This is a genomic window from Xanthomonas sp. NCPPB 3200 (assembly GCF_056393585.1).
The window spans coordinates 601044-613841 of record NZ_CM150785.1; the positions used below are offsets into that span (position 1 = coordinate 601044).

11 protein-coding genes are annotated in these 12798 nt (G+C 68.2%); 4 read left to right on the forward strand and 7 right to left on the reverse strand.

From position 1 onward, the window contains the following. Window positions 1–112 precede the first annotated feature (112 nt). Window positions 113–4411, forward strand: a complete 4299-nt coding sequence (locus AC06DU_RS02585; RefSeq protein ID WP_434982187.1) for a beta strand repeat-containing protein — start codon at window positions 113–115, stop codon at window positions 4409–4411. A gap of 323 nt (window positions 4412–4734) precedes the next feature. On the opposite strand, the gene fis is transcribed toward AC06DU_RS02585, so the two are convergent. The 3 genes from fis to AC06DU_RS02600 form a co-directional block, all read right to left on the reverse strand. After that, complete coding sequence (gene fis, locus AC06DU_RS02590) at window positions 4735–5007, reverse strand: DNA-binding transcriptional regulator Fis (RefSeq protein ID WP_002804983.1); 273 nt, start codon at window positions 5005–5007, stop codon at window positions 4735–4737. 116 nt (window positions 5008–5123) lie between these two features. Continuing rightward, the gene (locus AC06DU_RS02595) at window positions 5124–6269 is read right to left on the reverse strand and encodes a DUF3426 domain-containing protein (protein ID WP_434982188.1); all 1146 of its coding nucleotides are present in this window, start codon (window positions 6267–6269) and stop codon (window positions 5124–5126) included. Between the two features lie 352 nt (window positions 6270–6621). Then, window positions 6622–6999 (reverse strand): helix-turn-helix transcriptional regulator, encoded by a 378-nt coding sequence (locus tag AC06DU_RS02600; protein ID WP_054591306.1) that lies wholly within the window; start codon window positions 6997–6999, stop codon window positions 6622–6624. 147 nt (window positions 7000–7146) lie between these two features. Between AC06DU_RS02600 and AC06DU_RS02605 the strand changes: the two genes are divergently transcribed. Further along, a complete protein-coding gene (locus AC06DU_RS02605) occupies window positions 7147–7650 on the forward strand; it encodes a hypothetical protein (RefSeq protein WP_434982190.1) in 504 nt (167 codons plus the stop codon). A gap of 12 nt (window positions 7651–7662) precedes the next feature. Here the strand turns inward: AC06DU_RS02605 and prmA are convergent, their stop codons facing one another. Next, window positions 7663–8583, reverse strand: coding sequence for a 50S ribosomal protein L11 methyltransferase (gene prmA / locus AC06DU_RS02610; RefSeq protein ID WP_065048446.1), 921 nt, complete (start codon window positions 8581–8583; stop codon window positions 7663–7665). A gap of 367 nt (window positions 8584–8950) precedes the next feature. Between prmA and AC06DU_RS02615 the strand changes: the two genes are divergently transcribed. Together AC06DU_RS02615 and AC06DU_RS02620 are read left to right on the forward strand one after the other, a co-directional pair. Then, a complete protein-coding gene (locus tag AC06DU_RS02615; protein WP_434982192.1) occupies window positions 8951–9877 on the forward strand; it encodes a hypothetical protein in 927 nt (308 codons plus the stop codon). Beyond that, window positions 9874–10239, forward strand: coding sequence for a hypothetical protein (locus AC06DU_RS02620; protein ID WP_349779740.1), 366 nt, complete (start codon window positions 9874–9876; stop codon window positions 10237–10239). The genes AC06DU_RS02615 and AC06DU_RS02620 overlap by 4 nt, the downstream gene beginning before the upstream one ends. Before the next feature lie 172 nt (window positions 10240–10411). Here AC06DU_RS02620 and accC read toward each other — a convergent pair whose 3' ends face one another. The 3 genes from accC to accB all read right to left on the reverse strand — a co-directional run bounded on the left by accC (window position 10412) and on the right by accB (window position 12713). Next, complete coding sequence (accC, locus tag AC06DU_RS02625) at window positions 10412–11779, reverse strand: acetyl-CoA carboxylase biotin carboxylase subunit (RefSeq protein WP_434982193.1); 1368 nt, start codon at window positions 11777–11779, stop codon at window positions 10412–10414. Window positions 11780–11821: 42 nt separating this feature from the next. Further along, the gene (locus tag AC06DU_RS02630) at window positions 11822–12151 is read right to left on the reverse strand and encodes a four helix bundle protein (RefSeq protein WP_180324602.1); all 330 of its coding nucleotides are present in this window, start codon (window positions 12149–12151) and stop codon (window positions 11822–11824) included. Between the two features lie 76 nt (window positions 12152–12227). Next, window positions 12228–12713: an acetyl-CoA carboxylase biotin carboxyl carrier protein gene (gene accB / locus AC06DU_RS02635; RefSeq protein ID WP_434982194.1), complete on the reverse strand. Its 486-nt coding sequence runs from the start codon at window positions 12711–12713 to the stop codon at window positions 12228–12230. Between the last annotated feature and the right edge of the window lie 85 nt (window positions 12714–12798).

A 12798-nucleotide genomic window follows, 5' to 3' on the forward strand; every position in this document is an offset into this window, starting at 1 on the left:
AATGGGCCGATCCGTCTCGCCCTCACGGCGGGACGCTCCGCACCCGTTCGTCGGCCAGGGCATGCATGCCGGTTTGCGCAGCTGCTCGGAACATTCCTATGAGATCACCCTTATGAATCGCGAAAAAGTCCTGGCATTACGCACCTGCACCAACAACATGTCCGATCACTGCGGGCTGATCTGGCCGCAGTCGGGCAGTGTCGAATGCCGGCATTGGCAACCCACCATCAAGCAGGAAAACGGCCTGACCGGCCTGTTGTGGGGACAGGGAACCAATGCGCATCTGAACATGCATGCCGATGCGCACTGGGTGGTCTGCATGGTCGATACCGCCGACATCATCTGGCTGGGCGAGGAGGGCATGATCAAGTTTCCCCGGGCCGAGGTGGTCTACGCCGGCAGCCGTGCCGGTGCCATGCAGTGCATTGCCGCGGGCATTGCGCAGCACGCGCCGCCCCAGCCGGAGCCGCCGGCAACGCCGGTCATTGCCGCGGATTTCATTCCCAAGGCAGCGCAGGCGCAATTCACCGCACCGCTCGTCGAAAGCGCTGCGCATTCCACCGCGCCAATGCCGGTCGCGACCCACGGCATCGATCCACAAACCGCACAGGCTACAGCTGCGATCCTGCGCACACGCGAAATCGCCACCTACGGCAGCACGCTCACCGGCGCCGATCAGAGCCAGCTGATCGCAGGCTATGGAAGTACCGAAACCGCAGGTAACGGCAGCGAGTTGATCGCCGGCTATGGCAGCACCGGCGTGGCCGGATCCGACAGCACCATCGTCGCCGGCTACGGCAGTTCCCAGACCGCAGGCGGGGGCAGCACACTGACGGCCGGCTATGGCAGCACCCAGACCGCGCGCCATGGCAGCGATCTGACTGCAGGTTACGGCAGCACGGAAACCGCGGGTGCAGACAGCTCGCTGATCGCCGGCTATGGCAGCACACAAACCTCCGGCGGCGACAGCTCGTTGACTGCCGGTTACGGCAGCACCCAGACCGCGCAGAACGGCAGCGACCTCACCGCCGGCTACGGCAGCACCAGCACCGCGGGCACCGACAGCTCGTTGATTGCCGGCTATGGCAGCACCCAGACTTCGGGCGGAGAAAGCTCGCTGACCGCCGGCTATGGCAGCACGCAGACCGCGCAGGACGGCAGTGACCTCACCGCCGGCTACGGCAGCACCGGTACCGCAGGTGCAGACAGCTCCCTGATTGCCGGTTATGGCAGCACGCAGACCTCGGGCAACGACAGCTCGCTGACGGCGGGCTACGGCAGCACCCAAACCGCCCGCACCGGCAGCGACCTCACCGCAGGTTACGGCAGTACCTCCACCGCCGGTGCGGACAGCACGCTGATCGCCGGCTATGGCAGTACCCAGACCTCCGGCGGCGACAGCTCGCTCACTGCCGGCTACGGCAGCACGCAGACCGCGCGCAAAGGCAGCGATCTGACCGCCGGCTACGGCAGCACCGCAACCGCCGGTGCGGACAGCACGCTGATCGCCGGCTATGGCAGCACCCAGACCTCCGGTGGCGAGAGCTCGCTCACCGCCGGCTACGGCAGTACGCAGACTGCACGCAAAGGCAGCGACCTGACCGCCGGCTATGGCAGCACCTCGACGGCCGGTGGCGACAGCACCTTGATTGCGGGGTACGGCAGCACGCAAACCTCTGGCGGTGACAGTTCACTCACCGCCGGCTACGGCAGTACGCAGACCGCGCGCAGCGGCAGCGACCTGACCACCGGCTACGGCAGTACCTCCACCGCCGGCGCCGACAGTACGCTGGTCGCCGGCTATGGCAGCACGCAGACGTCCGGTGGTGCAAGTTCGCTCACCGCCGGCTACGGCAGCACGCAAACGGCGCGCAGCGGCAGCGACCTGACCACCGGCTACGGCAGTACCTCCACCGCCGGCGCCGACAGCACGCTGGTCGCCGGCTATGGCAGCACGCAGACGTCCGGTGGTGATAGTTCGCTCACTGCCGGTTACGGCAGCACGCAAACGGCGCGCAGCGGCAGCGACCTGACCACCGGCTACGGTAGTACCTCCACCGCTGGCGCCGATAGCACGCTGATCGCCGGGTACGGCAGCACCCAGACATCGGGCGGTGACAGTTCGCTCACTGCGGGCTACGGCAGCACGCAAACGGCACGCAAGGGCAGCGACCTGACCGCCGGCTACGGCAGTACGTCCACGGCCGGTGGCGACAGCACCTTGATTGCAGGGTACGGCAGCACGCAAACCTCTGGCGGTGACAGCTCACTCACCGCTGGCTACGGCAGTACGCAGACCGCGCGCAGCGGTAGCGACCTGACCACCGGCTACGGCAGTACCTCCACCGCTGGCGCCGACAGCACCTTGATTGCAGGGTACGGCAGCACACAAACCTCTGGCGGTGACAGTTCGCTCACCGCCGGCTATGGCAGCACGCAGACCGCGCGCAAGGGCAGCGACCTCACCACCGGTTACGGCAGCACGTCGACAGCTGGTGCCGACAGCACGCTGATTGCCGGTTATGGCAGTACGCAAACCTCCGGTGGCGACAGTTCCCTGACGGCGGGATACGGCAGCACGCAGACTGCCCGGAAAGGCAGTGACCTCACTGCCGGCTACGGCAGCACCTCCACCGCCGGTTCGGACAGTTCATTGATCGCCGGCTACGGCAGCACGCAGACGGCCGGCTTCAAGAGCATCCTGACCACCGGCTATGGCAGCACCCAGACCGCGCAAGAGGGCAGCATGCTCACTGCCGGCTATGGCAGTTCTTCCACCGCGGGCTCGGACAGCTCGTTGATCGCCGGCTACGGCAGCACCCAGACGGCCGGCTTCAAGAGCATCCTCACCGCCGGCTACGGCAGCACGCAAACCGCGCAGGAACGCAGCACGCTCACCACCGGTTACGGCAGCACATCGACAGCAGGGCATGACAGTACGCTGATTGCCGGCTACGGCAGTACGCAGACGGCCGGCTACAAGAGCATTCTCACCACCGGCTATGGCAGTACCCAGACCGCGCAGGAAGGCAGTTCGCTGATCGCCGGCTACGGCAGTTCTTCCATGGCCGGCCCGGACAGCTCGCTGATCGCAGGGTATGGCAGTACCCAGACCGCCGGTTACGACAGCACCCTGACTGCCGGTTACGGCAGCACCCAGACCGCGCAGAGCAGCAGCTGGCTGATCACCGGTTATGGCAGTACCTCCACCGCCAGCTTCCAAAGCTCGTTGATTGCCGGCTATGGCAGCACGCAGACGGCCGGTTACGAAAGCACGCTGACCGCCGGATACGGCAGCACCCAGACCGCGCAGGAAATCAGCTGGCTCACCACCGGTTACGGCAGTACGCAAACCGCCGGCCATGGCAGCATCCTGACTGCCGGTTACGGCAGCAATTCCACCGCCGGCTACGAAAGTACCCTGATTTCCGGCTATGGCAGCACGCAGACCGCCGGTTACGAAAGCACCCTGACGGCCGGTTACGGCAGCACGCTGACCGCGCTGGAAAACAGCTCGCTCACCGCCGGCTACGGCAGTACCGAAATCGCCGGGTTTTCCAGCACCCTGATCGCCGGTTACGGCAGCAGCCAGACCGCCGGTGGCGACAGCACGCTGACTGCCGGCTATGGCAGCACCCTGACCGCGCAGGACAACAGCTCGTTGACCGCAGGCTACGGCAGCACCGAAATCGCCGGGCAGGACAGCTCGCTGATTGCCGGCTATGGCAGCAGCTTGACCAGCGGCGTGCGCAGCTATCTGACCGCCGGCTACGGCAGCAACCAGATCGCCAGCTATGGCAGCTCGCTGATCGCAGGACACGAAAGTACCCAGATTGCCGGTCACCGCAGCATGCTGATTGCCGGCAAGCTGAGTTCGCAGACGGCCGGTTCGCGCAGCACGCTGATCGCCGGCATGGGCAGCGTGCAGACCGCGGGTGACCGCAGCAAGCTGATCGCTGGCGCCGACAGCACCCAGATCGCCGGCGATCGCAGCAAGTTGCTGGCCGGCAGCAACAGCTTCCTCACCGCCGGGGACCGCAGCAGGCTCACCGCCGGCGATGACTGCACGCTGATGGCGGGCGACCGCAGCAAGTTGACCGCCGGCAAGAACAGCATCCTGACGGCGGGCGCCAACAGCAGATTGATCGGCAGCCTGGGCTCCACCCTGACCGGTGGCGAAGACTCGGTGCTGATCTTCCGCTGCTGGGACGGCAAGCGCTACACCAACATCATCGCCAAGACCGGGGAAGAGGGCGTCGAGGCCGACACCGCCTATCAGATCGATGACGACAAGAACGTGGTGGAGAAGTTCGACGATCCGTTCGACACGCTCGCCACCATCGTACCGGACCATGGCGGCGGCCCGGCCCCGGCAGCGGATCAAGCAGCGGTGACGCAATTGTCGAACTGAGCAGGCAACTCGCCCAGGCAATCGGCATCGCCGATTGAGCACTGCAGCCAACCGCCGGATCCCCGGCGGTTGACCCGATCAGATGAAGAGCGCGCGCGAGCAGGGCACGCTGGGCGCGACGGAAGTCCTGCGCCAAGGCGTGGGATCAAGAGCGAACACTTTGGGCAGCCCGACCGGGCATCAACACGCAGAACATTCCACAACGTGCAACGAGATCGGCCATCGGCCGCGTCATCACCAAGCGTGCCAGCGCAGCGCACTGCCAGCCCGCAGCACACCCCAACGCTCTAACGATTCCCCAATCCCGATTCCCGATTCCCGTCCTACGTCAGCCCGTACTCTTTCAGCTTCTTGCGCAGCGTGGCGCGGTGAATGCCCAGCATCGCCGCCGCGCGGCTCTGGTTGCCTTCGCAGTGGTTGAGCACTTCCACGAACAACGGGATCTCCATCTCGCGCAGCACGATTTCGTACACGTCGTCGGCGTCGCTGCCGTCCAGGTCGCGCAGGTAACGGCGGACGGACTGGGCCACGTGTTCGCGCAGCGGCGACTTCGGGGCGCCACGACTGGTGTCAGGACGAGAGGGGGCTGCGTTCAAAGGAGGTTTCCCAGTGTCACGAAGCCGGGACGCGTGGCCGGCGAGGGGGAGTGAGTCTAGCGCGTGACCTCCCCGCTCGCCACGCCCGTGTGGCGGTGGGCGCAGGTCGGGTCCGCTCAGCGGAAGTCGAAACTGAAGGCGGCCGTGCTCGCGGCCGGTTCGCGCACGCGAAACGCCACCTGCACCGCCTGGCCCGGCGCGAGCGTGTCCTGCGCGGCCGGCGGCTGGCCCAGATACTCCTGCGGCGCCAGCACGCGCGTGCCGATCACCCGCCCGTCGGCGTCGGACAGCGACAGCTGCAGCCACGGCCAGGCCTGCGCCCAGCGCGCCTCGTTGCGGAAGCTGGCCTGGATCTGCAGCACGCCCGGCACCCCGGGCAGCGGGCGCACCTCGCGATTGAGCAAGGTCAGCGCGCCCGGCTCGCGCCAGGCCGGCAGGGTGCAGCGCGCTACTGCACAGGCGGCGCTGACCAGCGGGCGCCAGCGCGCATCGGCGGCCAGCTGCGCACGGTCGGCGATGACGATCTGCAAGGCCAGCAGGCCGACCAGCCCGACCAGCAACGCCCATTGGCGGCCGCTGGCGCGCAGCCGTGGCCGGCTCAGCCCGCGCCGTGCGAATGCAGGCGCGGCCTGGGCTGGCAGTGGATGGAACTGGGCGGGCGCCGCTGCGCCGGCAGCGTCCGCGTCGTTGTCGCTGGGCTCGGCGTCCGTGTCCGGAGCGGTGCCGGGTGCCGGCGGGGCGGCCAGGTCGGAGGCGGGAGCAGACGCGTTGCCGTGCTCACGCTGCCGGTCTGTGCCTGCCACGCCGGCGGCCGCCACGCTGCGCGGATGCGTGGTGGTCGGCTGTGCAGCGGCAGTGCCGGCGAGCGCGCTGGGGATGTCGCCGGGACCGGCCGCTGTGTCTTCGGCAGGATCGCCGGGCAGCTGGCGCGTGGTCGCGGTGGTCCACGCCAACCGGTCCGGCTCGGCGGCATCTGCCGCGGCCTGGCCGGCATCGCCGGGTGGCAGCGCGACGTCCACCGGAACCGAATCGCTGCGCGGCGCGGCCGCCGGTGGCGCAGACGGTGGCGGGACGAGCGGCGCCGCCGGGGCGGCCACCGGCTCCGCCGACGGCGCCGACACCAGTGCGCCGGCCGGCACCGGCGGCGCGTGCAGCGGCGCGTCGGCCGCAGGCACCACCGGGGTCGGGATCAGCGACGGGGCAGCCGGCGTCGCACGCAGGAACGTGGCCAGGGGGCGGCGCGGTGGCGGGGTCTCGGACATCGGCAGGCGTGCAGCGGGAAGAACCCTATTCAACCACGCGCACGCCAATGGGCGAACCCGGGCGCGTCATGCGTGCGGCCCGCAGCCGCAAGCGTAGATGCCGCTTCCATCGACTGCCGGGGACGCATCTGCGGGGTACGCATCCCGTTGGCTGGCCAACCGTCGCGCCGCTGTGACCACCCCGCCGCAGGCCAAGGCCGCATTCCAGCGCAGACCGCACTTCAGCCAACGAGCAAACGCAACGACCGGTGCACGTCATGCACTCCGACTGAGCCAGCTACCAACACCGAGCTTGCCTCACAAACGAAGCCCCCAGCAGCCTGCCCCCGAATCCCAATTCCCAATTCCCAACTCAACGCCGACGCCGCGTCTTGCCCTCGGCCAGCAACAGATCGAGCAGGCCGCTGCGCTGGCGCGGCGCCAACGTGTCGAAGCGGTTCAGCAGCACGCGTTGCTGCTCGTCCAGATGGCGGTACTGCGCGGGTTCTTCGGCGATCGTCGGTACCGGTGGGCCGAAGGTGCGCTCGCCGCGGCCGGTAGCCAGGTATTCGAACGCCATGCCGCTGCGCTTGGCCAGGCCGATCAGGTTGTCCACCGAGGGCGCGGTGCCTTCGGCCATCTCCCACTGCGCCACCGCGCTACGGGTCACGCCCAGCTCGCCGGCCAGGCCTTCCTGGGTCAGCTTGGTCAGGGCGCGGGCTTCGCGGACGCGTTCGTACAACTTGCTCACACGGCACCGTGAGTGGGGAACGGGCCGGGAGATATAGCCCTAGCAGCAATCAGGGATAGTTCGTATACCTTTCATATGCCGATATGTTTGCGATACTGTCCGGGCGTCAATGATGACGGGATCACAGCGAACTCAAGGAGGACATCCATGGTCGAGCCAGCCGCTCCCAAATCCGCCCGTTCCACCACGCCGGCAACGCCGCCCGCCGCGCCACCGCCCGCCGCATGGCCGGCACATTCGCCGCTGGATCCGGCGATCACCCGCTTTCGGGGCGCGCCGTGTTACCAGGTCTGGCAACGCCAGGACGCGTGGACCGCAGTGGCCGACGGCCCGCAGTGGTCGGCCGGGCTGGCGCCGCGGTGGTGGGCGCTGCGCCAGCGGCACTGGCGGCTGCTGGCGCTCAGTGTGGGTTTGCTGGCGCTGGCCGGCGGCCTGGCCAGTCTGGGCCCGCGCACGTGGTCGCTGCCGGCCTGGGCGGCGTTGCTGCTGGCCGAGCTGGGCCTGCGCGTGCAGCTGGCCCATCAGGCCGGGCCGTGGCGCAACGCGGCGCTGCGGCGTGCCGGCTGGCAGGCGGTGACCCGCCTGCGCGCCATCAGCGTGGCCGATGCGGTGACCACCGCGCAGATCCGCGCCGGCCGGCCACACCGCTGACCCGACGCGGTGTCAGTGGCGGCGTACGCCGTCGATGCGCATCCAGTCTTCGTCGCGTTCGCAACGCAGTTGCTCGAACCAGGGCGCGTAGCGCTGCAGCAACTCGTCTTCCTGACCATGCAGGATGCCCGACAGCGCAATCCGTCCGCCCGGTGCCACGCGCGCGGACAAGGTGTCGGCCAGCGCATCCAGCGCCGAGGCCAGGATGTTGGCGACCACCACCGGATAGGTCTGCACCGGCTCGTCCTGCGGCAGGTACACCGCTAGCTGCGCCTGCAAGGCGTTGCGCTCGGCATTGTCGGCAGTGGCCAGCAGCGCCTGCGGATCGTTGTCCACGCCCACCGCGCTGGCCGCGCCCAGCTTCAGCGCGGCGACGGCGAGAATGCCCGAACCGCAGCCGAAATCCAGCACGCTGCGGCCCTGCAGCTCGCCACTGCCGGCCAGGCTGTCCAGCCAGCGCAGGCACAGCGCGGTGGTCTGGTGCGTGCCCGAGCCGAACGCCAGGCCCGGATCCAGACGGATCACTGCGGCGTCGGGCGCTTGCGCGGCCTCGGGCAGCGCGTGATTCCACGGCACGATGAAGGTGCGCGCGCCGAACTGCATCGGCTTGAACTGATCCATCCAGGCGCGTTCCCAGTCGCTGTCGTCGACCGTGCGGAACGCCACCTGGCTCCAGTCCAGCCCGGGGTCGAACGCTTCTAGCGCGGCGAGCAGCACCAGCGCATCGCTGTCGCCGTCGAACAGGGCGTTCAGCACCATGGTGTTCCACAGCGGCGTTTCGCCGACGCCGGGCTCGAGAATGGCGCGCTCGTTGCTGGTGTCGGCATTGGCGTCGAGCAGCGTCACCGCCAGCGCGCCGATGTCGTCCAGCGCATTCTGGTAACGGGGCTGGGTGGCGTCGGAGCAGGGCAGGGTCAGTTCAAGAAACGGCATCGTGGCGGTCGGGCAATTCGAAAGCGTGCATCGTAGACCATTCATGCAGGCGGACTCCTGCGCGACGGGCGCCGGATAGGCAGGCGCACCGCGTGCGTGATACCGCGGATGCCGTCGCCTGATCGGTGCAATCCGCACATGCGGCGCGGTGGCGCCGGCCGCTGCCGGCGCAGCACGCGGGCGCGCCGGCAACCAGACGCCCGCTGCGCGCCACCCACGCCACACCTGCGCAGATCACCGTCCTCATGCAATGCACCGTCCGCCGTTCGCTTCGGCAGCGTCCGCTTGCGCGCCAGCGTGCGCGGGCGCGGGTGCTAGACTCCGCGCCGTCGCTGCGGGGCTTTCCGCAGCAGGGTCGCCGCTGTCCATGCCGCTTGCTCGTGCCCGCCATCTCTGGCTGTTGCTGGCTCCCGTCGCGCTCGCGGCGGCGGCCTGGTGGCATGTGCGCGCGCAACCGGGCGATTCGCCCACCGCCGCGCTGCCGGCGGTTGCCAGCAATGCCCGTGCCGGCGCGCCGGCAGCGCGGGCGCACGCGCCCGCCGAACGCGGCACTGCCCTGCAGCTGCCCTACCGCGATGCGGTGGACGCGCAGCCTGACCTGTACCGCTATGCGCAGCAATTGCAGCAGCAGGTGCGCGCCGGCGATGCGCAGGCGGGGTGGCGCCTGAGCCGCGTCTACGATTACTGCGCGCCGTATGCGTCCAGCCCGGCCGGTTACGCCGCCGACAGCGCCTGGATCGCCGCGCAACACACGCCCGGCGTGGCGGCGATGCACGCGGCGCGCACGCGCGTGGCGCAACGCTGCGCCGGCTTTGCGCCCAGCGACGGCCTGAGCCCGCGGCTGGTGGCGCAGCAACGGCAGGCAGCCGCGCGTGCAGGCAATCTGGCTGCCGAGGCGGCGTTGCTGGCGCTGGGCGAGCCGCTGCAGCGCTCGCCCAGCTACAAGCGCGCGCTGGTGCAGCGCGTGCTGGCCTCGCGCGACCCGGAGGCCTACCTGGCGCTGGCGCCGGCGATGGGCGCGCGCGCCAGTGGCGATGACAGCCTCGACGGCTACGTGGCCGGCGATCAGTTCGCCGAGCTGGCCTGGCAGGTGGCTGCATGCCGGCTGGGGCTGGATTGCAGCGCAGACAGCACCCTGGTCACCAGTTATTGCGCCAATGCGGGCATCTGCTCGCGCAACAGCGCACAGGATTTCGTGTCGTTCGTATTCGATGCCGCGGTGCCGCGGCAGGGAGCAGACAGAGTGGATGAGATGGTCGATAGCTTGGTCTCAGAGCCGGGAGCGCAGTCATGAATTACCGTCGCCTGGCGCATGGCGCCAAGTTCTGGTTCTGGGTCGCGTTGTTCGTGGCGTATTCGGCCGCGGCCGTGGGCATCGTGATGATCGACACCGCCGATCACCGCTACCAGCCGCTGTCGGTCAAGTCGACCACGGTCGCCGCTAACGAACAGCAGCGACGGCATGGCGCCAGCCAGGTGGCCGCGGTGTACCGCGCCAGCAGCGCGATGCCGTTTTCGACACTGCCGGCCGGCTCCACCTTCCAGGTGGTGTGGCCGGATGGCTCCACCGAAACCATGACCGTGGTCGACCCGGCCTCCTCCAGCGGCATCGTGCCGGTGCCGGGCAGCCAGCAGCCGGCGCCGCGGATCCGGTAGTACCCAGGATCCGGTAGGAGCGCACCTGGGCGCGACGAGGTTCCACCGATAAAGCGCGGTCGCGCCCGGGTGCGCTCCTACGCATAGGTCGGCTGGCCTGCGCAATGCACCGGGCAACAACGCAACAAGCCCGGTTTCCCGGGCTTGTTGCGCGGTGCACTGGCCGGTGCGATCAGACCAGCGCGATCGACTTGTTCTTGCGCTCGGCCAAACGCTTTTCCAGATAGTGGATGTTCTGCCCACCGGCCTGGAAGCCCTTGTCGCGCATGATGCGCTGCTGCAGCGGGATGTTGGTCTTGATGCCGTCCACCACCATCTCGCTCAGCGCCACGCGCATGCGCGCAATCGCGGTCTCGCGATCGGGGCCATGCACGATCAGCTTGCCGATCATCGAATCGTAGTTCGGCGGCACCTTGTAGCCGGCGTAGATGTGCGTATCCACACGCACGCCCGGGCCACCGGGCGGATGGAACGCGGTGATCAGGCCCGGATTGGGCATGAAGGTTTCCGGGTCCTCGGCATTGATGCGGCACTCGATCGCATGCCCACGCAGCACGATGTCGCTCTGCTTGATGGTCAGCTTGCGGCCGGCGGCGATGCGCAACTGCTCGCAGACCAGGTCGATGCCGGTGATGCGCTCGGTGACCGGATGCTCCACCTGGATGCGCGTGTTCATTTCGATGAAGTAGAAACGCCCGTTTTCGAACAGGAACTCGAAGGTGCCCGCGCCGCGATAGCCGATGCGGATGCAGGCATCCACGCAGACCTTGCCGATCTCGTTGCGCAGTTCTTCGGTGATGCCCGGGGCCGGCGCTTCTTCCACCACCTTCTGGTGGCGGCGCTGCATCGAGCAATCGCGTTCGCCCAGATGGATCGCACCGCCCTGGCCGTCGGCCAGCACCTGGATTTCCACGTGGCGCGGATTTTCCAGGAACTTCTCCATGTAGACCTGATCGTTGCTGAAGGCGGCCTTGGCTTCGGACTTGGTGGTTTCGATGGCGGCCTTCAACGCGGCCTCCGAATGCACCACGCGCATGCCGCGCCCGCCGCCGCCGCCGGCGGCCTTGATGATCACCGGGTAGCCGATCTCGCGCGCCACCTTGGTGTTGGCGACGATGTCGTCGCCCAGCGGGCCGCCCGAACCCGGCACGCACGGCACGCCGGCGGCCTTCATCGCTCGGATCGCCTCGACCTTGTCGCCCATCAGGCGGATGGTGTCGGCCTTGGGGCCGATGAAGATGAAGCCGGATTCTTCCACGCGCTCGGCAAAGTCGGCGTTTTCCGACAGGAAGCCGTAGCCGGGATGGATGGCCTGCGCATCGGTCACCTCGGCCGCGGCGATCAACGCCGGGATGTTGAGGTAACTGTCGCTGGAGGCAGCCGGGCCGATACACACCGACTCGTCGGCCATGGCCACGTGCTTGAGGTTGCGGTCGACCGTGGAATGCACCGCGACCGTGCGGATGCCGAGCGTGTGGCACGCGCGCAGGATGCGCAGCGCGATTTCACCTCGGTTGGCGATGACGACTTTATCGAGCATGGGAATAGGGAGTCGAGAATGGGGAATGGGGAGAAGCGGGCATCATGGTGCGGCTCCACGTCTGCGTAAGGCATTCATCAATGCGGTGAGCTTGGCGAAGACCTGGTCGACCTGCTGGCTGACGATGTCTTCGTCTTCGGTGTTGCTATAGCCCAGTCGTACGGCGATCTGGACCTGTGTATCCAGTTCGGAGAGCGAGCCGCGCGCAATCGAGAGAAACCGCGCGTAATCGGGAGTTGAACGTCGCGCCGCACCTTCGGCGATATTCGACGGGACGCTGATGGCCGCACGGCGCAGTTGCGCCGTCAGACCGTAGCGTTCCTGCTCGGGAAAGACCTCGGTGAACCGATAGATCATTTCGACAAGCTCCATGGAATCGCGCCAGGCCTCCAGGCGTTCATGAGGCCGCTTTGCCGATTCCCGATTCTCCACTCCCGATTCCCGGCTCTCAGCCAATCACAAACAACGGCTGATCGAATTCCACTGGCTGGCCGGTTTCGCCGAGGATGGCCACGATGGTGCCGGAGACGTCGGCTTCGATCGGGTTGAACATCTTCATCGCCTCGATGATCGCCAGCGTTTCGCCGGCCTTGACCTGCTGGCCGACGGTGACGAAGGCCGGCTTGTCTGGCGAGGGCGAGGTATAGAACGTGCCGACCATCGGCGCGCGCAGCACGTGGCCTTCCGGCAGGGCGGCAGCCTGCTTGGCGCCGCCGGTGGAGGCCTCGGTGGGCGACTGCATCGGCATGCTGGGGGCGGCCTGGGCCTGCGCGGGCGGGGCAGGTGCGTACTGCTGCACCGGCGCACTCATCACGGTGGTGCCCTTGGGCACGCGTGCCAGGCGCACGCTTTCTTCGCCTTCCTTGATCTCGATTTCGGCGAGATTGGATTCTTCGAGCAGGTCGATCAGTTTCTTGATTTTGCGGAGATCCATACGGGCCTCATGAGGTGAATCGGTGGAGGTTGCCGGCGGCTGCCGGCGGAAGGGGGTCAGGCCGTCGGCGCGGGCGCCGGCGTGG